Origin of the sequence: Acinetobacter sp. YH01007 (genome assembly GCF_013420425.1) — a bacterium.
In the GTDB taxonomy this organism is placed as follows: Bacteria; Pseudomonadota; Gammaproteobacteria; order Pseudomonadales; family Moraxellaceae; genus Acinetobacter; species Acinetobacter towneri.
In genome coordinates, this window is the sequence record NZ_VOYC01000019.1 from 43530 (window position 1) to 69102 (window position 25573).

At 43.1% G+C, this 25573-nt stretch carries 21 protein-coding genes and 2 tRNA genes; 15 read left to right on the top strand and 8 right to left on the bottom strand.

Annotated elements, in window-relative coordinates; genetic code table 11:
• Positions 1 to 22: 22 nt before the first annotated feature.
• Entirely contained in the window at positions 23 to 910 is an 888-nt protein-coding gene (locus FTT74_RS10855) for an SDR family NAD(P)-dependent oxidoreductase (RefSeq protein WP_004974423.1), read from the bottom strand.
• Positions 911 to 1216: 306 nt separating this feature from the next.
• Positions 1217 to 2494, bottom strand: a complete 1278-nt coding sequence (locus FTT74_RS10860) for an O-acetylhomoserine aminocarboxypropyltransferase/cysteine synthase family protein (protein WP_004974425.1) — start codon at positions 2492 to 2494, stop codon at positions 1217 to 1219.
• Between the two features lie 281 nt (positions 2495 to 2775).
• Here FTT74_RS10860 and ettA point away from each other — a divergent pair, with 281 nt between their 5' ends.
• Complete coding sequence (gene ettA, locus FTT74_RS10865; RefSeq protein WP_004974427.1) at positions 2776 to 4437, top strand: energy-dependent translational throttle protein EttA; 1662 nt, start codon at positions 2776 to 2778, stop codon at positions 4435 to 4437.
• A gap of 128 nt (positions 4438 to 4565) precedes the next feature.
• On the opposite strand, the gene FTT74_RS10870 is transcribed toward ettA, so the two are convergent.
• The 5 genes from FTT74_RS10870 to FTT74_RS10890 form a co-directional block, all read right to left on the bottom strand.
• Positions 4566 to 4907, bottom strand: coding sequence for a hypothetical protein (locus tag FTT74_RS10870; RefSeq protein ID WP_004974430.1), 342 nt, complete (start codon positions 4905 to 4907; stop codon positions 4566 to 4568).
• A gap of 154 nt (positions 4908 to 5061) precedes the next feature.
• Positions 5062 to 5137 (bottom strand) — tRNA-Glu (locus FTT74_RS10875).
• A 36-nt stretch (positions 5138 to 5173) separates the two neighbouring features.
• Positions 5174 to 5249: transfer RNA gene (locus tag FTT74_RS10880), tRNA-Ala, on the bottom strand.
• Positions 5250 to 5306: 57 nt separating this feature from the next.
• A complete protein-coding gene (gltX, locus tag FTT74_RS10885) occupies positions 5307 to 6815 on the bottom strand; it encodes a glutamate--tRNA ligase (RefSeq protein ID WP_179989021.1) in 1509 nt (502 codons plus the stop codon).
• 141 nt (positions 6816 to 6956) lie between these two features.
• Complete coding sequence (locus tag FTT74_RS10890; protein WP_004974433.1) at positions 6957 to 7244, bottom strand: hypothetical protein; 288 nt, start codon at positions 7242 to 7244, stop codon at positions 6957 to 6959.
• 504 nt (positions 7245 to 7748) lie between these two features.
• Here FTT74_RS10890 and FTT74_RS10895 point away from each other — a divergent pair.
• From FTT74_RS10895 to FTT74_RS10930, 8 genes are all read left to right on the top strand, one after another.
• The gene (locus FTT74_RS10895; RefSeq protein WP_096901291.1) at positions 7749 to 8762 is read left to right on the top strand and encodes a sulfate ABC transporter substrate-binding protein; all 1014 of its coding nucleotides are present in this window, start codon (positions 7749 to 7751) and stop codon (positions 8760 to 8762) included.
• Between the two features lie 197 nt (positions 8763 to 8959).
• The gene (gene rsmH, locus FTT74_RS10900) at positions 8960 to 9871 is read left to right on the top strand and encodes a 16S rRNA (cytosine(1402)-N(4))-methyltransferase RsmH (RefSeq protein ID WP_004974437.1); all 912 of its coding nucleotides are present in this window, start codon (positions 8960 to 8962) and stop codon (positions 9869 to 9871) included.
• Between the two features lie 11 nt (positions 9872 to 9882).
• The gene (gene ftsL / locus FTT74_RS10905; protein ID WP_104852659.1) at positions 9883 to 10212 is read left to right on the top strand and encodes a cell division protein FtsL; all 330 of its coding nucleotides are present in this window, start codon (positions 9883 to 9885) and stop codon (positions 10210 to 10212) included.
• 12 nt (positions 10213 to 10224) lie between these two features.
• Positions 10225 to 12048, top strand: coding sequence for a penicillin-binding protein PBP3 (ftsI, locus tag FTT74_RS10910; RefSeq protein WP_179989022.1), 1824 nt, complete (start codon positions 10225 to 10227; stop codon positions 12046 to 12048).
• Positions 12049 to 12058: 10 nt separating this feature from the next.
• A complete protein-coding gene (locus FTT74_RS10915) occupies positions 12059 to 13552 on the top strand; it encodes a UDP-N-acetylmuramoyl-L-alanyl-D-glutamate--2,6-diaminopimelate ligase (protein WP_179989023.1) in 1494 nt (497 codons plus the stop codon).
• Positions 13553 to 13561: 9 nt separating this feature from the next.
• Positions 13562 to 14971, top strand: a complete 1410-nt coding sequence (gene murF / locus FTT74_RS10920) for a UDP-N-acetylmuramoyl-tripeptide--D-alanyl-D-alanine ligase (protein ID WP_179989024.1) — start codon at positions 13562 to 13564, stop codon at positions 14969 to 14971.
• On the top strand, positions 14972 to 16090 hold the full coding sequence (gene mraY, locus FTT74_RS10925; protein ID WP_179989025.1) for a phospho-N-acetylmuramoyl-pentapeptide-transferase: 1119 nt from the start codon (positions 14972 to 14974) through the stop codon (positions 16088 to 16090).
• Between the two features lie 71 nt (positions 16091 to 16161).
• Positions 16162 to 16965, top strand: coding sequence for a putative RNA methyltransferase (locus FTT74_RS10930; RefSeq protein WP_179989026.1), 804 nt, complete (start codon positions 16162 to 16164; stop codon positions 16963 to 16965).
• Positions 16966 to 17070: 105 nt separating this feature from the next.
• On the opposite strand, the gene ponA is transcribed toward FTT74_RS10930, so the two are convergent.
• The gene (gene ponA, locus FTT74_RS10935) at positions 17071 to 19620 is read right to left on the bottom strand and encodes a penicillin-binding protein PBP1a (protein ID WP_179989027.1); all 2550 of its coding nucleotides are present in this window, start codon (positions 19618 to 19620) and stop codon (positions 17071 to 17073) included.
• Positions 19621 to 19789: 169 nt separating this feature from the next.
• On the opposite strand from ponA, the gene FTT74_RS10940 reads away from it, so the two are divergent.
• From FTT74_RS10940 to aroK, 6 genes are read left to right on the top strand one after another with little or no spacing between them, the layout of a single operon-like run.
• The gene (locus FTT74_RS10940) at positions 19790 to 20848 is read left to right on the top strand and encodes a pilus assembly protein PilM (protein WP_004974460.1); all 1059 of its coding nucleotides are present in this window, start codon (positions 19790 to 19792) and stop codon (positions 20846 to 20848) included.
• The gene (locus FTT74_RS10945; RefSeq protein WP_004974461.1) at positions 20848 to 21483 is read left to right on the top strand and encodes a PilN domain-containing protein; all 636 of its coding nucleotides are present in this window, start codon (positions 20848 to 20850) and stop codon (positions 21481 to 21483) included. Before FTT74_RS10940 ends, FTT74_RS10945 begins: the two co-directional genes overlap by 1 nt.
• Complete coding sequence (locus FTT74_RS10950) at positions 21480 to 22250, top strand: type 4a pilus biogenesis protein PilO (RefSeq protein ID WP_154320248.1); 771 nt, start codon at positions 21480 to 21482, stop codon at positions 22248 to 22250. The genes FTT74_RS10945 and FTT74_RS10950 overlap by 4 nt, the downstream gene beginning before the upstream one ends.
• Positions 22247 to 22771 carry a pilus assembly protein PilP gene (locus FTT74_RS10955; RefSeq protein WP_104852650.1) on the top strand — a complete coding sequence of 175 codons (525 nt, stop codon included), beginning with the start codon at positions 22247 to 22249 and terminating at the stop codon, positions 22769 to 22771. Before FTT74_RS10950 ends, FTT74_RS10955 begins: the two co-directional genes overlap by 4 nt.
• Positions 22772 to 22831: 60 nt before the next feature.
• Positions 22832 to 24982: a type IV pilus secretin PilQ gene (locus FTT74_RS10960; protein ID WP_171501118.1), complete on the top strand. Its 2151-nt coding sequence runs from the start codon at positions 22832 to 22834 to the stop codon at positions 24980 to 24982.
• Positions 24983 to 25019: 37 nt separating this feature from the next.
• A complete protein-coding gene (aroK, locus tag FTT74_RS10965) occupies positions 25020 to 25550 on the top strand; it encodes a shikimate kinase AroK (protein WP_104852648.1) in 531 nt (176 codons plus the stop codon).
• Positions 25551 to 25573: the final 23 nt, after the last annotated feature.

Genomic DNA, 25573 nt, shown 5'->3' on the forward strand with positions numbered 1-25573 from the left:
CAAAACTTGAATTGTGTATAAATTACCAGTGTTCACCTGGGAACAAGCGCGCATACGCTTTTTGTACCCAGTTCAGTTTTTGCTGCTCGCCCACAGACGCGGTAGAGCTTGGGAATAAGTTATAACCAATCGACATGAGTTTGTTGTTAATGTCTGGTGCAATCGCATAAGTGATTGAAGCCAAACGACCCAAATGTGTCGCAATTTTCTTCGGACGTTTCACAATCGCATAAGCAATTAAATCTGCCGCTTGCTCAGGTGAAAGGGTGGGCACGTACTTATAAATTTTGGTTGGTGCGATCATTGGGGTACGAACCAATGGCATATACACCGAAGTAATCGCAATTTTGTGTGTATGCGCTTCTGCAGATAGACAGCGACTAAACGCATCCAATGCGGCTTTAGATGCCACATAAGCCGAGAAACGCGTTGCGTTGGCTAATACACCAATCGAGCTGATGTTGATGATGTGACCATCTTTACGGTGCATCATCTGCGGCAAAATATTGAGTACCAAACGCACAGCACCAAAATAGTTGAGCTGCATGGTACGTTCAAAGTCGTGGAAACGATCAACCGACTCATGTACTGCACGACGGATTGAGCGGCCTGCGTTGTTAATTAAAATATCAATATGATCGACAGAGGCAAGAATTTGTTGCGATACAGCATCAATAGAGTCCATATCGTTTAGATCACAAGGGAAAACTGAAGCCTTGCCACCACGTGCTTCAATTTCAGCTTTGACTTGTTCGAGCGTTTCCTGAGTACGTGCCACCAAAAGCACATGCGCACCTGCATCGGCTAGCTTATGTGCCACGGTTAAACCAATACCACTCGATGCACCTGTAATAAGGGCAACTTTACCATTTACACGCTGTTGAAAAAGTTTCTCTAATTTTGGCTTCACGCTAATATTCCTGATTTAGATTCCTGAGTTGTCATTTTTATTGAGATTGACGATTCAAATTTCAGACTGAATTTGAACTGTTTTACTTGGCTTTATGATAGCCGATTGCACAAAAAAAGCTATGGAATAAGTGGTTGAATTTAAAAATGAATTTAGAGTAATTGCTCTATTTTTGTGAGCTGTATATCTTTATTTTTACCATGAAATAAAGCTAATGCAAAGACATACAAAGAAAAATTAAAATAAAAAGCATCCTGTTGAAATTAATCAGCAGGATGCCAGTACAAAGTTTGAACTGATGAGTTTTTATACAGCTGCTAAAGCTTGCTCTAAATCGGCAATTAAGTCATCGGCATGTTCAATCCCGATGGATAAACGCACCATATCTTCACTCACACCAGCCGCTTTGAGTTCATCTGCACTCAACTGACGGTGAGTGGTGGTTGCAGGGTGGCAAGCCAGACTCTTGGCATCGCCAATATTGACCAAGCGTGTGAATAATTGCAGTGCATCAATAAAGCGGGTTCCGCCTTCACGGCCATCTTGCACACCAAAAGACAGAATTGCAGAAGGTTTGCCTTTCACATATTTTTGTGCCAACGCATGTTGCGGGTGATCTTTCAAACCTGCGTAATTGACCCATTTCACTTTTGGATGTGCCTGTAAATATTCCGCTACTTTTTGCGCGTTTTCAGTATGGCGTTCCATACGCAGGCTTAAGGTTTCTAAACCTTGTAAAATTAGGAATACGTTATGCGGGCTAATCGCTGCACCTGTATTGCGTAGTGGTACTACACGTGCACGTGCAATAAATGCTGCAGCGCCTAAGGCTTCTACATAGTTCACACCATGGTAACTTGGGTCAGGTGTATTTAAGGCTTTAAAACGCTCAGGATATTTGCCCCAAGGGAATTTACCGCTATCGACAATAATGCCGCCAATAGACGTACCGTGACCACCAATATATTTGGTCAGTGAGTGAATGATGATGTCTGCGCCAAAATCAAATGATTTTTGCAAGACAGGCGTGGCTACAGTGTTATCCACCACCACTGGAATGCCGTATTCGTGCGCAATTTTCGCAATCGCTTCAAGGTCAATAATATTGCCCAATGGGTTACCAATGGATTCTACAAAGACCAGTTTGGTTTTGTCATCAATCAGGTCGCGTAAGCTTTCAGGCTGTTGATAATCGAAGAAACGTACTTCAATGCCTTGTTTAGGCAAGGTGTGGGCAAATAAGTTGTAAGTACCGCCGTATAAAGTTGATACTGAAGCAATGTTATCGCCTGCTTCGGTAATGGTCTGAATTGCGTAGGTAATTGCAGCCATACCCGATGCTAAAGCCAATGCGCCAATCCCGCCTTCAAGTGCTGCAACACGTTGCTCCAATACTGCAGTGGTTGGGTTCATAATACGGGTGTAAATATTGCCTTGTACTTTTAAATCAAATAAATCGGCACCATGTTGCGTATTATCAAAGGCATAAGAAGTGGTTTGGTAAATAGGCACAGCCACGGCTTTGGTGGTTGGTTCTGGGCTATAGCCTGCATGAATGGCCAAAGTTTCGTCTTTATAGGTCATGTTTACTTCATCTTCGTGAGTTAAATTGGTTTGAGTCTAGCACTTTTAAATATGAAAGAAAGTGTAAAAATGCTGCAATATTTAGCTGTAAATTTGATATAGCAGGCAAAAAGTCCTGTGCTTATCCGCTGATCGCTAGAGTTGTAACAAAGCGTGCAAGATGTTTGTGGTGTCTTATTTTTTCTCCGTATTCAGGTATAATACCCGATTATTTTTTCGCTCATTAGAGCAGGGGCTGCTCATCTGAGCCCCAGATTTGGTTTTCTATTGAGGAGTCCTACGTGGCCCAATATATTTATACGATGAACCGAGTGTCGAAAATGGTTCCGCCTAAGCGCGAAATCTTGAAAGACATCTCCTTATCATTTTTCCCAGGTGCGAAAATTGGTGTGCTTGGTTTAAACGGTGCAGGTAAATCGACTTTGCTCCGTATTATGGCGGGCGTAGATAAAGATTTCTCTGGTGAAGCTCGTGCACAGCCAGGCATCAAAATTGGTTATCTTGAGCAAGAACCACCACTAGACCCGAGCAAAGATGTACGCGGCAACGTGGAAGATGGTGTGCGTGAAGCTTTAGATGCTTTAGAGCGTTTAGACCAAGTTTTTGCAGAATATGCAGATCCAGATGCAGATTTCGACAAACTTGCAAAAGAGCAAGAGAAGTTAGAAGCGATTATCCAAACTTGGGATGCACACAACCTGAACAATCAGCTTGAACAAGCAGCGGCAGCATTAAATTTGCCAGCTTGGGATGCTGATGTTAACAAATTATCGGGTGGTGAGCGTCGTCGTGTGGCTTTATGCCGTTTGTTATTGTCTAAACCAGACATGCTGCTTCTAGACGAGCCGACGAACCACTTGGATGCAGAATCTGTATCTTGGTTAGAGCGTTTCTTAAAAGACTTCCCGGGTACGATTGTGGCAATTACCCACGACCGTTACTTCTTGGATAACGTTGCAGAATGGATTTTAGAACTTGACCGTGGACATGGTATTCCATATCAAGGTAACTACTCTTCATGGTTAGAGCAGAAAAATAACCGTTTAGAGCAAGAACAGAAGCAAGAAGAATCTTTTGCTAAAGCCTTGAAAAAAGAATTGGAATGGGTACGTTCCAATGCGAAAGGCCAGCAAAAGAAAAACAAAGCGCGTATGGAGCGTTTTGAAGAGCTTAACTCGCGTGAATTCCAACAGCGTAACGAAACTTCTGAAATTTATATTCCACCTGGCCCACGTTTAGGGAACAAAGTGGTGGAAGTGGAAAACATCAGCAAGTCATTTGGTGATCGCTTACTTTACGAAAACCTTTCCTTTACTGTGCCGCCTGCAGCGATTGTGGGGATTGTCGGTCCAAACGGTGCGGGTAAAACGACTTTATTCCGTATGATGACTGGCGAGCAGCAACCTGATACGGGCAGCGTGACTTTAGGTGACTCGGTAAAAGTGGCTTATGTCGGTCAGATTCGTGACACTCTAGATGATGACAAAACTGTTTGGGAAGAAGTTTCTGGCGGTTTAGACATTTTGAAAGTGGGCGATTATGAAATTGCATCGCGTGCTTATATTGGTCGCTTTAACTTTAAAGGTCAGGATCAGCAAAAACGCGTTGGTGAATTGTCGGGTGGTGAGCGTAACCGTTTACAGCTGGCAAAAATTCTACAGCAGGGCGCAAACGTGATCTTGCTGGATGAGCCATCAAACGACTTGGATATTGAAACTTTACGTGCACTGGAAGATGCAATTTTAGTCTTCCCAGGTACAGTGATGGTGGTATCGCACGACCGTTGGTTCCTAGACCGTATTGCAACGCACATCTTGTCATTCGAAGATGAGCAACCAGAATTCTTTACAGGTAACTATACTGAGTTTGAAGAATATCGCCGTAAGAAATATGGTGATGATCTGGCAACCAAACGTAGCAAATACCGTAAAATTGGCGCTTAAGTCTAAAAACTTGAGTTCTCATTAAAAAAACCAGCCGAGAAGGCTGGTTTTTTTATATTTGCTCGATGATGTGGTCTTGTGATCAACCTAGCAACATTTTTCTTAATCTAGATGTAGACCAGTGAGGTTTAAACTTCCCACTCATGTGCACATTCACGGCACTTCCATTTTTTTTGTGACTGCATAAAGGCTTGCATAGAAATTTTGAAATCAGGCAAATCACGATAAAACAAGAAACCTGCAATTACACACAGCACAAATACCGCCACAGTAATGCTTTGTAAGGTTGTGCCTGCACCATCACCAAAAATCCACATGGCGATACTGATCAAGACAAGAAGTAATAAGACAAATACCGCTGGAATAAGCATCACCAAGCTTTTTGGCACCACAGGACGCGGTGTTGTTTGACCTGCCTGCGCAACAGGCATGATTTTTGGGCTTTGACATTTAGGGCATCGGTATTGCATTACAACTCCAAAATTCTAATCTGATCGTTATTCTAACCAAATGTACGGCAAATCAAAAACAGTCTGTCAGAAAACAGGGCAATAAAAAAGCCCAAGTCATTGCTTGAGCTTTATTATAAGATGAAGATAAGTGAATTTATATTCATCTTGAATATGGCGTCCCTACGGGGATTCGAACCCCGGTTACCGCCGTGAAAGGGCGATGTCCTAGGCCTCTAGACGATAGGGACTTGATGAGGCAACACAGGTAAAGCCTTATTTAAACTTGGTGGAGTCAAGCGGGATCGAACCGCTGACCTCTACAATGCCATTGTAGCGCTCTACCAACTGAGCTATGACCCCAGTCTGTGTGAGCGCAATATTAGGGCTATTGCGCGCACACGTCAACAAAAAAATGAATTAAGCTGGATCAATTGCATCATTTTTCGGCAATTTGATGCTTTCATTCAGTTTTTCCCAGACTTTAACTTCTTTTTTGCTTGGTCCGCCAACCACTTCTAAGGCATGACGCAAACGCGCAAAGGTCAGGTCAGGACCAATGGTGACCATGGTTTGCATCACAGGTGTAGATGCGGTTGAACCTGCAATTGCAATAAAGAACGCAGGCATGAAATCACGCAATTTGATTTCCATTTGGTTGGCTAAATCCATTAGGGTTTGGCTCACCGTGTCGTTGTTCCAAGTAAATAGACTTTCTAAACGCCAAATTGCAAATTGCAAGCTTTGACGCACTTGTTCTTCAGACAGTTTTTTGCTTTCAAACTGTTCCTTGCTTAAGCTTGGGAAATGGTTGAAGTAATGTGCTGACCAATTGACCGCTTCTGAGAGTAAATGAATACGTGGTTGAATTGCGGCAGCAATTTCTTCCAATTTGGCACGATCTGCTTTCCAAGCCAATAAGGTGTCTAATAGTTCAGCAGGTGAAAGTGCTTTAATCCATTGACCATTTAGCCAATTGAGTTTTTCCACATCAAAGATAGGGCCGCCTAGTGAAACACGTTGAATATCAAAGTGTTCAATCATTTCGGCTAAGGTGAATTTTTCACTTTCATCTGGCATTGACCAACCCATGCGACCTAAATAGTTCAGCAAAGCTTCAGGTAATACGCCAATGTCTTTGTAGTAGTTGATTGAAGTTGGGTTTTTACGTTTAGATAATTTTGATTTGTCTGGGTTACGCAACAATGGCATGTGGCATAACACAGGCATATCCCAACCAAAATATTGATAAAGCAATTGGTGTTTCGGTGCCGATGGAATCCATTCTTCACCACGAATCACGTGAGTGATTTGCATCAAATGGTCATCGACCACGTTGGCCAAATGGTAAGTTGGCAAGCCATCTGTTTTCAGCAAAATTTGCATATCGACTTGCGCCCATGGAATTTCCACTTCACCGCGCAGCATGTCATTAAATTTACATACGCCTTCGGTTGGCACTTTCATACGAATAACATGCGCTTCGCCTGCCGCTAAACGACGCTGCACTTCATCTGCAGACAAGTTTAAACCACGACCATCGTAGCGCGGGCTTTCACCACGTGCTTGTTGTTCTGCACGCATTTGATCTAGTTCTTCGCTAGTAGCGAAGCAATAGAAAGCATGCCCTTGTTCAACCAATTGCAAGGCGTATTGCTTATAAATATCCATACGTTCAGATTGGCGATACGGTGCATGTGGGCCGCCGATATCTGGACCTTCTGCCCAATTTAAGCCTAACCAACGCAATGAATCCAAAATCATTTTTTCAGATTCAGGGGTTGAGCGCAGTTGGTCAGTATCTTCAATACGAAGAATAAATTCACCACCGTGTTGTTTGGCAAAACATAAGTTAAACAAGGCGATATACGCTGTTCCCACGTGCGGGAAACCAGTAGGAGAAGGCGCGATACGAGTACGAACAGTCATAAGCAAAAATTAATTCAAAATGTAAATTGCAACCATTATAACGAAAAAGCCCAAGTACTTAATGTTAAATTCAACATTCTGTACTTGGGCGTTTCAACTGCATTTGAAAAGGGGATTAAAGGCAGTGAGTTTGATGCAGACTTATGAGTTACCTTGCGGGAATAAGGCTTGTACGAAACGGCTAAAACGCTGATTTTGCAAGGCAAAGAAATTTTGAGTTGGGGCAAGATTAATTGAAGTCAGCACTTTTAAATCATTATTCGATTCAAACTTTTGCTTGTCTGCCTGTTTTTGCTGGGTAATGGCTTTTTCAATTAAAGAGCCTTTTGCCTCAGTTAAATTGGTTTTGCTTTCAGCAGATTTGATCACTGCACTGTGACCGACTGTACTTAAGCTGAGTAATACTGCGAACATGAGTTTAGATTTCATTTTGATTCCCCCTTTCCTTTATGAGTGAACTCACAATTTATAAATTGTTTTAATCACTTTAATATTTAATCACAAAAATCATAACAAAAGTAGATTTGCGTCACACTCTTAATAAGATCTTTATCATCATTTACTCACTATATACCGATTTTTCAGATGATCTTTGATTTAGAACATGTTGTAACAAACAACTGTGGAGATATCGTGAAGATTGTTACAAAAGTCACAATAAAATAGTTTTGAAGCGGGTTTGATTGCTGTGATGTCGCTTATTTTACCGTTGAGTCTAAAAGCGGATCAAAGTTTTATTCACTTTTCATATATCTAATCCATAAAAAGGTATAAATTTGGAATAAACGCCGCATCTTGAATTAAATTGATTAAAAACAATTAATTAAAGCTAAATTATTTGAATTTAATCATTTTTTGCATGTTTTTTACAAATTGCGCAGCGCCTGAGCATTGCATATATTGAGCGACAGATTAAAGGTGATGTGTGCTGTAATGAAAACTCAATTGAAAGCTTTATTGGCTGCTGCGCTATTGGCAACAGGTTTTGCTGCAACGACTGCTCAGGCTGCAGATCGTCAGTTTTTAAATGTATCGTATGATGCGACCCGCGAATTTTATGATGAATTTAACAAGTCGTTTGGTCAGTACTGGAAAAAACGTACAGGTTTAGACGTCAACTTTAAACAATCACATGGTGGTTCAGGCAAGCAAGCGCGTTCTGTGGTCGATGGTTTAAAGGGCGATGTCGTAACTTTGGCATTGGCGAATGACATTGAAGAAATTGTAAAGTCAGGTCAAATCCAAGCAGGTTGGCAAAAAGAATTTCCTCATAACTCTGCGCCTTATACCTCGACCATCGTCTTTATGGTGCGTAAAGGCAATCCGAAAAACATTAAAGACTGGAATGACTTAACCAAACCAGGCGTACAAATTATTACCCCTAACCCGAAAACAGGTGGTTTGCCACGTTGGGTGTATTTATCGGCTTGGGGTTATGCAGAAAAGCAGCCGGGCGGCTCTAAGGCCAAAGCGCAAGAATTTGTGGGCAAGATGTACCACAATGTAAAAGTGATGGATTCGGCAGCACGTGCGTCGATGACTACATTTGCTGAACGTGGCATTGGTGATGTGTTGTTGACTTGGGAAAATGAAGCCCTTGTAACTTTAAAAACCTTAGGCAAAGACAAGTTTGATATTGTTTATCCATCTATTTCTATTTTGACTGAACCTTCGGTGGCAATCGTAGACCGCACAGTAGAAAAAAATGGCAATAAATGGTTAGCGACAGGCTATATCAACTATTTATATTCACCTTTAGGTCAGGAAATGGCGGCTAAGCATTTCTACCGTCCACGTAATGAAAAAGTCCTTGCAAAATATGCAGCACAATTCCCGAAATTAAAAACCTTCACGATTGATGAAGTGTTCGGTGGCTGGGAAAATGCACAAAAAACACATTTTGTGAATGGTGCGATTTTCGACCAAATTTATAATACTAAGCGTTAAACAGATATCCATTTTCGGCTAATCTTTTATTGGATTGGCACACAAAAAAATCTCTACGGAGATTTTTTTGTGCTTTAAAAAAGTCAAAAACGGTTTTCCCTATGGAAAGTAATATTTATCTACAAAAAGACGTTTGGAGCTTTGCCAAAACAAGGTAATAATGTGCAGTTACATTTTAGCTGTATTGATTGAACCTTATGTCGCATATTTCTGTATTACTTCATGAAACTGTTGATGCCGTGTTGGCAGATCGCAATACAGGAATTTATGTCGATGCCACCTTTGGACGAGGTGGACACACGCGTTTGTTGTTATCCAAATTGGATGCGCAGGCACGAGTCTATGCCTTTGATAAAGATCCACAAGCTTTGGCCGTGGCAGCAGAATTGGCGCAGCAAGATTCGCGCTTTCAGATTATTCATGCCAGTTTTGCCGATATGCAGCAAGCGTTGAATGATTTGGGCGTCACTCAGGTCGATGGTGTGATGGCCGATTTAGGCGTGTCGTCACCACAGCTAGATCAGGCAGAACGCGGTTTTAGCTTTATGAAAGATGGCCCGCTTGATATGCGTATGGACAACTCACAAGGCCCGACTGCGGCAGAATGGCTGGTGGATATTGAAGAAGAAGCCTTAGCCAATGTGATTTTTCAATATGGTGAAGAGCGTTATAGCCGCCGTATTGCCAAAGCCATTAAACAGGCGGGTTATATTGAAACTACCGCACAATTGGCTGAAATTGTAAAAGTTGCCCATCCGAAGTGGGAAAAAAACAAACACGCTGCAACACGTACTTTTCAGGCAATTCGTATTGCGATTAATAAAGAATTAGAAGATATTGAAAACTTCTTGCCGCAAGCCGTTGAGGTGTTAAAACCCGAAGGTCGTTTGGCGGTAATTAGCTTCCATTCTTTGGAAGATCGTTTAATTAAACAGTTTATTCAAAAAGAATCGAGCCTGCCTGAAGATTCGGGTTGGGGCTTGCCACAACAGCAACAAGATACACGTCGATTGAAAAAAATATCACGTGTGCGTGCCAGTGATGAAGAAGTCAAAGCCAATCCACGCTCACGCAGCGCATGGCTACGTGTTGCAGAACGATTAGCTTGAAAAGGCCAATAATGAAAACTGAAACTGTTGAAAAAAATCAATCTCAAGTGCGACTGAAAAAAATGGTCGCCTATTTTATTTTATTGGCGCTGGTATTTATCAGCGCGATTATGGTGGTGTTTCAAGTGTTTGAATATCGCCATGATTATCGTGAGCTGAGTTCTTATATGCGCGAGCGAGATGACTTAAATGCCGAATGGGGGCGTTTGTTAATTGAACAGCAGACCTTTGGTGCAACTGCACAAATTGGCACCCGTGCGGTGACGCAACTGCGTATGTATTCACCGCCCGCACCGCAAACTGTGGTGATTTCTTTGCCTACAACCTCAGAACAACAATAAGGCGAGTTGCACATGGTCGATACGCGTAAAAAGCAAACCCGAAAGAAACAGCAATCGGTAACTGGAAAAAATGCCATTCATGTAGAAATGTGGCGTTTTTACTTAATGTGGGCTGTGGTACTGCTGGTGTTCGTGGCACTGGTGGGACGGGCATTCTATGTGCAAATTATCAACCATGATTTTTTACAAAACAAAGCCAATGCCAATATTTTAAGAACTGAAAAACTAAAAGCCATGCGTGGGGTGATTTATGATCGCAATGGCGTGCCTTTGGCAATTAGTACCCCAATTATGAAAGTGGTGATTGATCCACGTGATTATTTTGACAATAAAAAGCTGTTTGATGAAATTACCGCAGAGCTGGAAAAAAATCCGACCAGTCGTAAATTGCAGCGTCAATTGCCAGATAAAAACTTGAATTTAGATGAACTTGCCGATGCAGTTGGGATGGATCGCCAAGAACTGAAAAATAAAATGAACGAGCGTCCGCGTTCACGTTATTTGGTTTTACAAAAAGAAGTGCCGCCGCAACAGGCAGAGCTGATTCTAAAACGTAATTTCCAAGGGGTATATACCGAGAAAAACTATAAGCGTTATTACCCGCAGCCACAGCCGAATGCACAAATTATTGGTTTGACCAATAGTGAAGGCACAGGCATTGAAGGCTTGGAAATGCAGCTAAATACCCGCTTGGCAGGCGTGGATGGCGAACAGCAAATCGTGCGCGATAAAAAGGGTAACCGTGTCAAAGACCCAGAAGTGGTGAGAGAGGTTGAACCGGGCGAAAATATTACCCTGAGTATCGACTCACGTTTGCAATACATTATGTATCGTGAATTGACTGCAGCAGGGGTGGCAAATAATGCCCGTTCAGCCACAGCAATTGCGGTAGATGTGAAAACGGGTGAAATTTTGGCGATGACCAGTTGGCCGTCGTATAACCCGAATGACAAAAAAAGTTTGTCCAATAAAGATGCCATGCGTAACCGTGGTGCGGTGGATTCTTTTGAACCGGGTTCGACCATGAAGCCTATGACGGTGGCAATGGCACTGGAAAGTGGCAAATATTCACCGAATACCGTGGTCAATTTAAGTGGTGGTTCAATGCGGGTGGGTAATCACACCATTCGTGATACCCACAATTATGGCTCACTGACTTTGGCGGGAATTATCCAAAAATCGTCAAACGTGGGTGTGGCGAAAATTGCTTTATCTTTACCGTATGCAACCTTACCGACTTTTTATAAGCGTTTAGGGTTTGGTGCGCGTTCTGCAGTGAAATTTCCGGGTGAAAGTGCAGGTTTAATTTTGCCGCCAAGCAAGTGGAATGTGTCGGAAGTGGCGACCATGTCTTATGGTTATGGTTTGAACGCCACTGTGCTGCAATTGGCAGATGCCTATGCCATGCTTGCCAATAAAGGCGTAAAAATGCCGCTGAGTTTATACAAATTAGAAGAACAGCCTAAAGGCGAACAAATTGTTGATGCTAAAATTGCCGATCAAGTTCTACTGATGATGGAAGCCGTAACGTTACCTGGTGGTACGGCACGTCAAGCCAATATTCCAGGCTATCGGGTTGCAGGTAAAACGGGAACAGCGCATAAACTTCGTGCAGACCGCAAAGGCTATTCACAGACTGAATATCGTGCCTTGTTTGCTGGGGTTGCGCCAGTCAGTGATCCGCGTTTAGCCATGGTTATCGTGGTGGAAAATCCAACAGGACAGTATTATGGTGGTTTGGTGGCAGCGCCTGTATTTGCTCGTGTGATGCAAGAATCTTTACGTTTAATGAACGTACCTTTAGATAAACCTTTAGAAACTCCCAACATCCAATAACAGGTGACGCATGTCTATCAGCTTTCAAAATATTTATCGCAGTTCCCGCGTTGCAGATTGGATGATACAAGACTTTCAGGGCTTTCAACTTGACAGCCGCCATGTGACAGCAGGGCAAATTTTTATTGCCCTGACCAGTTTGTCGCAGCCTGAAAAAACCGCACAATTTGCACAAGCAGCTTTAGATCAAGGTGCTTTGGCGGTGATTTCGGAAACTGAACTGGCAGTTGCCAATAATTTGGTGGTGCCAGATGTGCGTCAGCGCATGGGACAGTGGCAAAAACAATATTTACAAGCACGACAGCCTGTACCTTTAGCGCGTATGCTTGCAGTCACGGGTACCAATGGTAAAACCACCATTTCCCGCTTAATTGCTGAATTGTTGATGTTGCAAGCTCAACGCTGTGCAGTCATGGGCACCACAGGCAACGGAATTTTGCCCAATTTGGAAGCTTCAACACATACCACTTTAGATGCCTTGCAACTGCAAAATGCTTTATACAGCTATGCACAACAAGGGGCAAAATTTGCCGCAATTGAAGCCAGTTCACATGGCTTGGAGCAAGGGCGCTTAAATGGCTGCGATATTGAAATTGCGGTATATAGCAACCTGAGTCGTGACCATTTGGATTATCACGGTACTTTAGAGGCATATGCTGCAGCCAAAGCCATGCTGTTTCAGTTTGCCAGTTTAAAAGTTGCAATTGTCAATTTAGATGATGAATATGCTGGGATCATGTTGCAAGCGGCGCAACAGAACCCTGCGCAACCGAAAATTTTGACTTATTCCACGCAGCAAGCGGCAGACTATCAAGTACAGCAGATTGAATACAGTCTGAATGGTGTACGTTTCCATCTACAAACTGCTACGGCAGAATATATGGTGCAAAGTCCGTTGCTCGGACATTTTAATGTTGAAAACTTGGTCGCGAGTTTAATCGCAGCAGAGCAAGCAGGTTTTGCATTGCAGGACTTAATATACACGACTGCACAACTCAAAGGCGCACCAGGGCGTATGCAAGTGTTGCGTGATGCAGAGCGTTTATTTGTGGTGGATTATGCCCACACGCCAGATGCCCTAATTCAAGTGTTGCAAACCTTAAAACGCCATGTCAGTGCACAGCTTTGGGCGGTGTTTGGCTGCGGTGGAGATCGGGATCGTGGTAAACGCCCACTGATGACCCAAGCGGCATTGGACTATGCCAATGTTGTGCTTTTGACTTCTGATAACCCGCGTACGGAAGATCCTTTACAAATTTTTGCCGATATGCAGGCAGGTGTCGATTTGTCGGTAGCGCAGAGCCATGAAATTCATGATCGTCGTGAAGCGATTAAATATGCAGTCAAACATGCACAGTCAGGCGATATTGTCTTGATTGCAGGCAAAGGTCATGAAAATTATCAAGAAATAGATGGGGTAAGACACTGGTTTGATGATGTGGTTGAAGTGCAATCTGCGATTGATGCACAACATTGTTCACCTTCTGCTTATCCTGCCCAATAAGGAATTTGTATGCACACTTCCACCACCAGTACCGCAATTTTAGAACCTTGGACTGCCGAACAACTCAAACAGGCAACACAGGGTTATTGGTTCAATGGGCAAGCACCGCAAGGCGACATTAAACGTATTTTGACCGATTCACGCCATGCCGAAGCAGGCGATGCCTTTTTGGCTTTAAAAGGTGAGCGTTTTGATGCGCATGACTTTGTCGCACAAGTGGCGACTCAGGGCTGTTCTATGGCAATTGTCAGCCAGCCTGTAGACGCAGATATTTGCCAATTGGTCGTGCCTGATACCCGTTTAGCCTTAGGACACTTGGGCGCATTTCGTCGACAGCAACATCCACAATTAAAAGTGATTGCGTTAACAGGCAGTAGTGGTAAAACCACCACCAAAGAAATGCTCGGTAGTATTTTGTCACGTTTGGCACCGACTTTAATTACCCGTGGCAACCTGAATAATGACTTGGGTGTGCCGATGATGTTATTGGAGTTGAATGCTAGCCATCAATATGCAGTGATGGAATTGGGTGCCAGTCATCAAGGTGAAATCGATTACACCTCAAACTTGGTGCAGCCGCAGGTGGCAGGCATTATCAATATTGGTACTGCGCATTTAGGTGAGTTTGGTGGGCGTGATGGTATTTGTCGGGCCAAGTCTGAAATTTATGCACACATTGCCCCACAAGGCACAGCGATTGTCCCTGCTGCCGATGATTTTGCTGAACAGATTCAGCAAGCGGTTCAGTCGGAACAGCGTTTAAGTTTTGGCGAAGGCGGTGATGTGTTTGCGACAGACATTCAGTTGCAACCACAATCGGCAAGTTTTTGTTTAAATACCACGCAAGGGGTGCGTCAAATTCACTTGCCATTTGCAGGTGAACACAATGTACAAAATGCCACGGCTGCTGCCGCTTTTGCGCTGGCAATTGGTGTGAGTTTAGATGATATTGTCGCAGGCTTGGAACAGGCACAAGGGGCAAAAGGTCGTTTGAACTTTATTCAGCAAGGCACGCATTTATTCATTGATGACACCTATAATGCCAATCCAACCTCTATGCGTGCTGCAGGCGAAGTCCTTGCACAGCAAACAGGTGTGCGGGTTATGGTAATCGGTGATATTGGTGAGCTGGGCAATAGCGCAGCACAACAGCACTATATGTTGGGGCGTGATTTGGTGTCTATTCGTGGCATCAACTTTGTGGTGGCAGTCGGTGAATTTGCACCTGCGACCCAAGAAGGTGCGCGCAGTACCCAATATGGAAAAAAATTACAGGCTTTTGTCACTCAAGAACAAGCCTTGCCGTTTTTAATTGATCTGGTAAAAACACATCAACCTCAGTCCATGAGTTTCCTATTTAAAGGTTCTCGTTATACCCATATGGAAACGTTGATGGCTGCATTGATGGAGAAAATTTAAATGCTGTTATGGTTATTTGAGCAGCTGGCGGGCTATAACAGCTCGTTTCAGGTGGTTCGTTATTTAACATTACGTTCATTACTGAGTGTATTGACTGCGCTTGGCATCGGTTTGGTGCTAGGCCCTGTGATGATTCGTAAACTGCAAGCATTAAAATACGGTCAGGCAGTCAGCTCTTATGCACCTGAAGGGCATGCCAAAAAAATGGGTACGCCAACTATGGGCGGGGTATTAATCCTGCTTTCCATTGGTATTTCGACCCTATTATGGGCAGATTTATCTAACCCTTATGTCTGGATTGTACTGGCGGTCATGGTCATTTTTGGCGTTGTAGGCTGGGCAGATGACTGGATTAAAATTCGCTACAAAGACAATGCGGGTTTGCCTGCGCGTAAAAAATTCTTCTGGACTTCGGTGGCCTCATTAGGTGCAGGTATTGCGTTGTATGTGATTGCAACACAACAGCCAAATCCTGCACAAACCGCAGATATGTTGGATGTGTTGATTCCATTCTTTAAAGATTTCAGCATTCCATTGTCTTTGATTCCACTCGGTATTGGCTTCATTATCTTTACCTATTTGGTAATTAACGGTGCCTCAAATGCGGTGAACCTGACTGATGGTTTAGATGGCTTGGCAATTATGCCAATCGTATTAGTTGCAGCAGGTTTGGGCGTATTTGCCTACTTGGCGGGGGATGTTCGTTTTGCCGATTATCTGCATATCCCTTATGTGAAATATGCGTCTGAGTTGGTGGTGATTTGTGCCGCGATGATTGGAGCAGGCTTGGCCTTCCTGTGGTATAACGCGCATCCAGCACAAGTCTTTATGGGCGATGTCGGTGCACTGTCTTTAGGGGCAATGTTGGGTACGATTGCCGTCATGGTACGTCAGGAAATCGTGTTTGCGATTATGGGTGGGGTGTTTGTAGTTGAAGCGATTTCGGTATTCCTGCAAATTGGTTCACTACGTATGCGCAATAAACGGGTATTCTTAATGGCGCCGTTGCATCACCACTATGAAAAGAAAGGCTGGCGTGAAACTCAAGTGGTGATTCGCTTCTGGATTATCACAATTATGCTGGTGGTTTTAGGTTTAATGACTTTAAAATTACGTTAAGCCTATCCAACCGAAAATTTTAAAAGTCGGCACTCGCCGACTTTTTTATGTGGTTTACTCTGGAGAAAATGATGAATTTGCTGATGTGTCCTGTGTGTCGTCAGGTATTGCAACTGCATGATCGAACGTGGCGTTGTGCCAACAATCACAGCTATGATGTTGCGAAACAAGGCTACGTCAATTTGCATGTGGTGCAGCATAAGCACAGTAAAAATCCGGGGGATACAGCTGCTTCGGTGCAGGCACGTCGCGCATTTTTAAGTGCAGGGCATTATGCGCCCTTGCAACAGGCAGTGGTGCAAAAAATTCGTACCTTACGCATCGAAAATTTGTTGGATATTGGCTGTGGTGAAGGTTATTACACTGCTGCCATGCAAGGCGAAGTGTTGCAGTGTGTCGGGGTGGATATTGCCAAGAATGCCGTACAAGTGGCGGCAAAACTGAATCCCGCAGTGACTTGGGTAGTGGGGACAGGAGCAACTTTGCCTGTGTTGGAACATTGTATTGATTTATGTACCAGCCTGTTTAGCCCAATTCCGCAACAGGAAATTTTACGGGTTTTAAAACCACAAGGTTATTTGTTGGTGGTGACGCCTGCGCCTGAGCATTTATTGGCGATGCGTCAAGCTTTGTTTGAAGAAGTGAAGCCGCATGAACCTGAAAAATTTATCGCTCAATTACAAGATGCCTTTGATTTAGTCGATGCTAGCGTGGTGGAAACGCCGTTGCAGCTCAATCAAAGCGATTTAAATCATTTAATTGCCATGACACCTTATGCTTATAAAGCCAAAGCAGAGCGTCGTCAGGTTTTAGAACAACAAACTCAATTTGATGTGACAGCACAGCACCAAATTTATCTGTTTCAGAAAAAATAAGTTTGAGTGCTTCTGTAAAATTCATACTTTTGCAAAAACTGAATGCCCAAAAAAAAATCCCTCATTTTTGTAAATGAGGGCTTTTTTCTGACTGCTTATCTGCGGTTATAAGACTTCATCAATTAAGTTTTCTAATGCATCGGGAGCAGGTTTGGCTGCATTGGGTTTAGCAGGGTTGTTGCTTGGCGCTTGCATGGCAGGCGGTGCAGCATTGTCAGGAATTAACACTTCCTCGCCTGGTAAGTCGTCAAAATCACGCTCAGGCGCGCGTACTGGTGCTGCAGGTGCAGGTCGATACAGAGGTCGCGCCAATGGCGGTGAAGCACGATAGTCTTGCTGTTGTTCTGCACTCATTTGATTGAGCTCACGCTGTGGTGCTTTGGCTTTGCTGTCCAAACTGACCCAAGCTTCAGGTGTACCTTTGAGTGCATTGCCCATAAAGTCTGTCCAAATTGGCAGCGCTGCCACACCACCATATTCACGACGTCCTAAAGTGGTCGGTTGGTCAAAGCCGACCCAAGCTACGGTCACCAGTTTACCGTTGAAACCTGCAAACCAAGCATCTTTGGCATCGTTGGTGGTTCCTGTTTTACCGCCAATATCGCCACGACCAATTCTAAGCGCAGCACGTCCAGTACCATGTTGAATCACGTCACGTAAAATATTGGACATATCATACGCCGAGCTAGATTTTAAAATACGTTGTGCCTGTTTGTACTGACTACGCTCTGCCAATAATTTTGGATCTTGTTCGGCCTGTGCCAGTTTTTTATTGGTCACTTCAATCACTTCATCATCTGGCGTAGTGGCTTCGGCACTTTCAAGTGTTTGTTCTTTGGCGTTAATACAAGCAATACACGCATATTCAGGATTAGCTTGATAAATCACCTTGCCATAAGCATCTTCAATACGGTTAATGAAGTGCGGTTGGATACGGTAACCCCCGTTGGCAAAAGTGGCATAGCCCGTTGCCATTTGAATAGGCAAAACTTGTGGTGTACCCAATGCAATGGTGTAGTTACGCGGAATCTGATCTTCCTGCAAACCAAAATCCATGAATAGTTGGCGGGTACGCTCAATACCGACTTCTTGTAATAAGCGTACCGAAACCGTGTTACGAGATAAATAGAGAGCACGACGTAACGGAATCATGCCTAGATGACGACCATCGGAGTTACGTGGTGACCATTTGCCAATGGTGATTGGACTGTCATTGACCATGGTGTGTGGCGTCATACCACGCTCTAAAGCCAGAGCATACACAAAAGGTTTGATGGTGGAACCCGGTTGACGCCAACCTTGTAAAGTACGGTTGAACTTAGATTGATAGAAATTATATCCACCGACCAACGCTTCAATGGCGCCATTATTTGGGTTAATTGCGACCAATTGACCTTGCACTTTTGGTACTTGTACCAATGACCAAGCAGTTTTATTTTCATTTGGACGTAAACGGACAATATCTTTAACTTTTACAATCTGTGCCGCGCGACTTGGCGCATTGCCTACACTGTTGGCATTGCGATAGGGGCGTGCCCAAGACATACCTGACCACGGTACAGTAACCGTTGTGCCATCTTGCATTAACGCTTCAAAAGAATTATTCAGCACTTTGCTGACTTGCGCAGGGTAGGTGTTGGCATAAGCACGAAACTCGTTCAGCGGTTTGTCGTGTGCCTCTGCGCCACGCCAACCGTGGCGACGGTCATAGGCTTCTAAGCCTTCTTGAACCGCCTGTTCTGCATACATCTGACGTTTGCTGTCTACCGTCGTATAAACTTTATAGCCTGAATCAACAGCTTGTTCGCCAAATTTACTGACCAGTTCAGCACGTACCATTTCCCCAATATACGGATGTTTATTGCTGATGCTGCGGTCTGGCATATCTAAATTAATGGGTTCAGCAATGGCTTTTTGATATTCATTTTGATTGATATAGCCCAGTTGCAGCATACGTCCCAAAATCCAGTTGCGACGCTCCAAAGCACGTTCAGGATTCACCACAGGATTGTAGCGCGAAGGTGCTTTAGGTAGGCCTGCAATCATCGCCATTTGTGCAATCGACAGTTCTTCTAGGCTTTTGTTGTAATAAATTTTGGCAGCTGCCGCGATGCCATAGGCATTTTTACCCAAAAAGATTTTATTGACGTATAAAGTCAAAATTTCTTCTTTGCTTAGGTTCTGTTCAATTTTACGTGCTAAAAAGATTTCGGTGAGTTTACGCTTTAAGGTACGTTCAGGACTGAGATAATAGTTTTTTGCTACTTGCATGGTAATGGTTGAGCCACCAGTTTGCACATTGGAGCCTGTTACCGCCTCGCTCAACGCGCGCCCTAAGCCTTTGAAGCTAATCCCACTGTGTTCAAAAAAGGCAGAATCTTCTGCAGCTAAGAATGCAAAAATGAATTTTTCAGGAATATGTTCATAATCGACAGGCACAGAAAGCTTGCCGCCATACTCGGCAATTAGCTCATTATCGGCACTATAAACCTGCAATGGTTTTAATAATGGCGCTTTTTTTAAGGTGGTCATTTCTGGCAAAGATGGGGCAATATAGAGATACATGCCATAGAAACCCATCGGTATTGCGACCAAAATTATAATTATGATCAAAAAAAATGGATGAACACGACCCGAACAAGATAGCTTTTTCATAACAAGTGCGTTTTAATAAGCGCTAATAGCAAACTAATTGCTGGTCAGTATAGCGAGTAGATTTACGGATTGTTAGATGAATTATTGTATCCGTAAAAAATTATAGACCAGCGCGGATTAGTAGGTTAAATTTTTTTGGGGATAAAAAAATAATAGGAATGGTACTATTGTGCGTAGGTTATATCGTAAGCCAAGTAAGGGGTTAATAGGTGTAGATATTAGTTCTACTTCTGTTAAGTTATTAGAACTCTCTGTTAAGAATGGTAGATACTGGGTCGAGAGCTATGCGCTGGTCCCACTTCCAGAAGGCAGTGTGGTTGAAAAAAACATTCTCAATCCAGAAGCAGTCGGGGATGCGCTTGAACGTGCATTGAACTTAGCAAACACGCAATCTACATCTGCAGCATTAGCAATTCCAACCTCAATGGTGATTACCAAAATCATTGAAATGGATGCAGATATGACTAGCGATGAGCGTGAAGTTCAAATTCGTATGGACGCCGAGCAATATATTCCATTCCCATTAGATGAAGTCAGCCTAGACTTTGAAGTCCAACCAGACCGTTTAGCCAATCCAAACCGAGTCAATGTGTTACTGGTTGCAACACGTTTAGAAAACGTAGAAGCACGAGTAGAAGCATTGGAGTTGGGCGGCTTGACAGCCAAAATTGCCGATGTCGAAAGTTTTGCCATCGAAAATGCCTTTAAAGTGTTCTCCGATACCCTGCCAATGGGTGTGAACACCATTGGTATTTTGGATATTGGTCATACCATGACCACCTTGTCGGTACTGCAAAATAACAAAATTATTTATACCCGCGAGCAAACCTTTGGCGGTAAGCAGCTGACACAAGAAATTCAAAACCGTTATGGTTTGTCGTATGAAGAAGCAGGGCGTGCGAAAAAAAGCCGTACTTTGCCAGATGACTACGATGTAGAGGTGCTCGAACCGTTCTTAGAAGCGGTGGTGCAACAAGCGGCACGTTCATTGCAGTTCTTTTTCTCATCTTCACAATTTAACGAAATTGATCACATTTTATTGGCAGGGGGGAATGCCAATATTCCAGGTCTTGCGAAGTTGTTGCAGCAAAAACTGGGCTACCGTGTGACCATTGCCAATCCATTCTTACAAATGGGCTTCTCTCCACAAATCGACATTAAAAGAATTGAAAGTGATGCGCCGTCATTGATGGTGGCATGTGGTTTAGCAATGAGGAGTTTTGATTAATGGCAAAGATTAACTTACTCCCTTGGCGCGATGAGCTAAGAGAAAAACGTAAAAAAGAATTTATTGTATTTTGTATTGCAGCGGCTGCTGTTGGGGTGTTATTGGTGGCTTTGGCGTGGTTCTTCTACAACGCGAAGTTACAAGATCAAGAACAAGCCAATCAATTGGTGATCAGTACCAACCAAAACCTAGATGTACAATTAAAATCTTTAGAAGGCTTGCAAGAACAGCGTAATGCTATTGTTGAGCGCATGAAGCTTATTCAGGGCTTACAAAGTCAGCGTCCAATTGCCGTGCGTTTGGTGGATGAATTGGTGCGTGTGACACCAAGCAATATGTACTTAACCAAAGTGAGCCGTACAGGCAATAAATTCACTTTTGAAGGCAAGGCTGAAAGTCCAAATACTGTGGCTGAATTCTTGCGTAATTTGGAAGCATCGCCGTGGTATCGCAATGCATTTATGAATTCATTCTTAGCCAAAGAAGAAAATAAAGATAAAGCACCAAGCTCTGTGGTTCCTCGTGTAGAGGAAAGTTACGGTACTTTTGTAGTAACTTCAGATTTAGAAGAAATTGCAATTCCAGTAACACCAACAGAATCTAATTCAACATCAGCAGCGGGGGCAGCACAATGAGTCTCGATGAATTTGATGAAGTAAATCAGGATGCTGCTGTTGCTCCGAAAAAGAAAATGACAGTTGAAAAGTTTTTTCAGCAGTTTAATACCCTTGATCCAAATAACTATGGTGGTTGGCCACTTTCGGTCAAAATTACCTGCTGGATTTTCATTATTTTCTTAATTGCGGCACTAGGCTATTTTGTCGTAATTAAGCCGAAGTTAGATGCCATTGCTGCAGCGCATGCACAAGAACAGAATTTATTAAACGAGTTCCGTGAAAAAGATTCTAAATTGCGTAATTTGCAACAATATCAAGCGCAATTACAAGAAATGGAAGCTAACTTTAACCAGCAGCTTGAGCAATTGCCGAAAGAAACTGAAATTCCAGGCTTAGTTGAAGACATCAACGTAACAGGTGTTAATTCAGGCTTGAAGTTTAAAAACATTCGCTTAGAGAATGAAATTAAACAAGAGTTCTTTATTGAGCAGCCAATTTCGATTGAAGCGACAGGCGATTATCATGCCTTTGGTTCATTCGTAAGCGGTACAGCAGCATTGCCACGTATTGTGACCATGCACGACTTTGAAATTGTGGCGACTGAAAATAAAGACAAGAAAACCGATATTCCGCAAGTGACCTATAAAGCACAAGCAAAAACTTATCGTTATGTGGGCAGTGCAGATGCGCAAACTACAATGGAAAGCGGTGCAACCGATACTGCTGCGAATAGCGAGAAGAGTAATAAAAGAGTAAATAATACTGCGAAAAGGGGTAAAAAATGAAAATTGAAAAGCTTTCGTTAGCCCTGTTGGCAACTGTATTAATGGTTGGTTGTGATTCGCGTATTGATGCGGTAAATGCACAAATGGCTGAAATTCGTAATCAGCCACCACTACCCATTGAACCTGCACCTGTGTTTGAGCCTGCACCAACCTTTAACTATGCAGCACACCAGCTCAAAAGCCCATTTATGCCAAGTTCATTGGCGGCAGAGCTTAAAATTATGGCAGGGAAGCGCGTTTATCCGAACCTTGCTCGCCAGCTACAACCACTGGAAAATTACGCACTTGAGTCACTGACCATGAAAGGCAGTATGCGTCAAAATGGTCAAATTTTGGCATTGATTCAAACACCTGATGGTGAAATTGAGCGTATCCAGCGTGGTAGCTATATGGGGGTAAATCATGGTCGTGTGGTGAATATTACACCTACACAAATTGATTTAATCGAAATTATTCCAGATGGTCGTGAAGGTTATGTAGAACGTCCAAGAAGTTTAGTTTTAATTGGGCCTGCGCCATAAATTAAAGGAATAAAAATGAATAACAGTGTGAAAGATTTTATTTTTGGGGATGGTAATACAATGAACAATTTGTTCCGTCAGTTTTCAATAGGCGCAGTCGCAATGGCAGTGATGCAAGTTGCCAATGCCCAAGTCAGCATTACCAACATCGTACCCATGCAAATTCCGGGACAGGGCACCGAAATTCGTGTCATGTTTAATGGTTTGCCACCTCAACCTGCTGCATATCAGCTGGAACAACCTTCCCGCCTGATTTTAGATTTTGACAAAGCGCAACAAACGCTGAAGCAAAACAGCGTTGCAGTCGCGACCAAAGAAGCCAGCTCTGTAGAGGTAAGCTCAGATGCACAGCGTTCACGTTTAACTGTGAACTTGGCCGATGCGGGTGCATTTACCACGCGTGTTGAAGGCAACACCTTTATTTTAAAAATTAACTCAACTACGGCAACGCCTATGGCTGCCGTGACTGCTCAACGTAGCGCACAAGGCGTATCCAATATTGGTTTCCAGCGTGGCGGTGAAGGCGAAGGTCAGGTGGTGATTGATCTACTCGGTAGCAATACGCCTGTAGATGTGCAGCAGCAAGGCAGCAAAATTGTGGTGCGTACTTTAGGCAATAAAGTACCAACACATTTGGCACGCCGTTTAAATGTAAATGATTTTGCAACACCTGTGTCGACCATTGATGCACATAATGATGGCAGCAATGGCGTGATTACCATTCAGGCTGCGGGCAGCTATGAATATATGGCATATCAGGCAGAAGACAAGCTAACCATCAGCTTAAAACGCCCTGTCGATAAAAACCCGTTTAAACCGCGTGCAGCGCAAAGCTATACAGGCAAAAAGATTTCACTAGATTTCCAAGACATCGAAGTGCGTCGTGTATTGCAGTTATTGGCTGATTTTACAGGCATTAACATGGTGGCAGCAGACACCGTGCAAGGCAACATTACCTTACGCTTAAAAGATGTACCTTGGGATCAGGCGTTAGACATTATCCTGAAAACCAAAAACTTAGATAAGCGTCGTAATGGCAACGTGATCTGGATTGCGCCTGTTTCTGAATTGATTAAAGCCGAAGAAGAAGAAGCCAAAGCGATTGCACAAAGTGTCAAACTGGCGCCACTACAAACTGAATATATTCAATTGAACTATGCCAAAGCGGCAGATATTGAAAAGTTGATTACTGAAGGGCGTAACTCGAAAAATAGTAGTAATACATCTAATAGTAACAATAATGCAAATAATACAGTAGATCCGCTTGGTGATAGTGTTGGTAGTTTGCTTAGCCCAAGAGGAACAGTATCGGTAGACCCACGGACCAATACCTTAATCATTAACGATACTTCAGCAAAAATTGATCAGATTCGTCAAATGATTGATTTGCTGGATGTGTCTGTGAAGCAAGTGATGATTGAAGCGCGCATTGTTCGTGCAACCACAGATTTCACCAAGGAAATGGGGGTGAAGTGGGGCATCTTGTCACAAGGGATTACCAATAATAATCACTTGTTGGTGGGTGGAAGTGATACAACTCTTTGGGATTTGCGTACACCAGAATATAAGCAAGAAGCAGGTGTAGGAACTTGGAAGTATGAAATTGAGCGTCCACAAAACTTGAATGTCGATTTAGGTGTAACTGCTGAAGGTGCGAGTCGTATTGCATTTGGTTTGATTAGTTTGTCTGACTTTATGCTAGATTTGGAATTGTCTGCTCTGCAAGCAGATGGCTATGGTGAAGTGATTTCAACACCAAAAGTTCTGACTGCAGATAAACAAAAGGCTAAAGTTGCATCAGGGCAACAAATTCCATATCGATCGACTGGTGATAATGGTCAGGCAACGACTGAATTTAAAGATGCATTATTGAGCTTAGAAGTAACCCCGAGTATTACTCCTGATGGTAGAGTTCAGATGAATTTGGATGTAAATAGTGATTCACCTGGTCAAGTTACTCCAGATGGTAATATTGCGATTAATAAAAACTTCGTGAACACTAATGTCTTGGTAGATAATGGTGAAACTGTGGTCTTGGGGGGGATTTTTGAGCAACAAACTGCCAATGCACAAACCAAGGTTCCATTCTTGGGCGATATTCCTTATATCGGACGTTTATTCCGTAAAGATATCAAGTCGGACAACAAACGTGAGTTGCTGATTTTTGTTACACCACGAATTGTTAATGACAGTGTTTCAAGAAATCATTAATATATTTTCAATTTAAACAAAATTTATAGGTGACTCCTTGCTAAGCAAAGAGTTTGACACCCTACCAAATATCTATTTGGTAGGGCCGATGGGGGCAGGCAAGACCACTGTAGGACGCCATTTGGCGGAATTGTTAGGGCGTGAATTTCTAGACAGTGATCATGAAATTGAACGCAAAACTGGCGCTACGATTCCTTGGATCTTTGAAAAAGAAGGCGAACAAGGGTTTCGTAGTCGTGAAACAGCGGTCATTGATGAGTTAACCACACGGCATAAACTTGTACTTGCTACAGGTGGTGGTGCGGTGACTCAAGCCCCGAATCGAGACTTCTTAAAACAACGTGGTATTGTTGTTTATCTATATACCCCTGTCGAAATTCAACTTCAGCGAACCTATCGCGATAAAAACCGTCCTTTACTTCAAGTCGAAAACCCCGAACAAAGATTACGTGATTTGCTTGCAGTGCGTGATCCGTTGTATCGTGAGGTGGCACATTATATTATCGAAACTAATCAGGGTGCTGCGCGTGATTTGGCGCAAAAAATCTTAAATACGATTGTTTCATAGCAAATATCTTAGGTAGAAAGCGA

Coding starts and splice junctions, on each gene's coding strand:
- FTT74_RS10950 (WP_154320248.1), top strand. CDS start 21,480: ATGAGTCTCGATGAATTTGATGAAGTAAATCAGGATGCTGCTGTTGCT.
- FTT74_RS10890 (WP_004974433.1), bottom strand. CDS start 7,244: ATGAAATCTAAACTCATGTTCGCAGTATTACTCAGCTTAAGTACAGTC.
- ftsL (WP_104852659.1), top strand. CDS start 9,883: ATGAAAACTGAAACTGTTGAAAAAAATCAATCTCAAGTGCGACTGAAA.
- FTT74_RS10895 (WP_096901291.1), top strand. CDS start 7,749: ATGAAAACTCAATTGAAAGCTTTATTGGCTGCTGCGCTATTGGCAACA.
- FTT74_RS10915 (WP_179989023.1), top strand. CDS start 12,059: ATGTCTATCAGCTTTCAAAATATTTATCGCAGTTCCCGCGTTGCAGAT.
- ftsI (WP_179989022.1), top strand. CDS start 10,225: ATGGTCGATACGCGTAAAAAGCAAACCCGAAAGAAACAGCAATCGGTA.
- rsmH (WP_004974437.1), top strand. CDS start 8,960: ATGTCGCATATTTCTGTATTACTTCATGAAACTGTTGATGCCGTGTTG.
- FTT74_RS10960 (WP_171501118.1), top strand. CDS start 22,832: ATGAACAATTTGTTCCGTCAGTTTTCAATAGGCGCAGTCGCAATGGCA.
- FTT74_RS10945 (WP_004974461.1), top strand. CDS start 20,848: ATGGCAAAGATTAACTTACTCCCTTGGCGCGATGAGCTAAGAGAAAAA.
- gltX (WP_179989021.1), bottom strand. CDS start 6,815: ATGACTGTTCGTACTCGTATCGCGCCTTCTCCTACTGGTTTCCCGCAC.
- FTT74_RS10930 (WP_179989026.1), top strand. CDS start 16,162: ATGAATTTGCTGATGTGTCCTGTGTGTCGTCAGGTATTGCAACTGCAT.
- FTT74_RS10860 (WP_004974425.1), bottom strand. CDS start 2,494: ATGACCTATAAAGACGAAACTTTGGCCATTCATGCAGGCTATAGCCCA.
- FTT74_RS10870 (WP_004974430.1), bottom strand. CDS start 4,907: ATGCAATACCGATGCCCTAAATGTCAAAGCCCAAAAATCATGCCTGTT.
- mraY (WP_179989025.1), top strand. CDS start 14,972: ATGCTGTTATGGTTATTTGAGCAGCTGGCGGGCTATAACAGCTCGTTT.
- murF (WP_179989024.1), top strand. CDS start 13,562: ATGCACACTTCCACCACCAGTACCGCAATTTTAGAACCTTGGACTGCC.
- FTT74_RS10955 (WP_104852650.1), top strand. CDS start 22,247: ATGAAAATTGAAAAGCTTTCGTTAGCCCTGTTGGCAACTGTATTAATG.
- ponA (WP_179989027.1), bottom strand. CDS start 19,620: ATGAAAAAGCTATCTTGTTCGGGTCGTGTTCATCCATTTTTTTTGATC.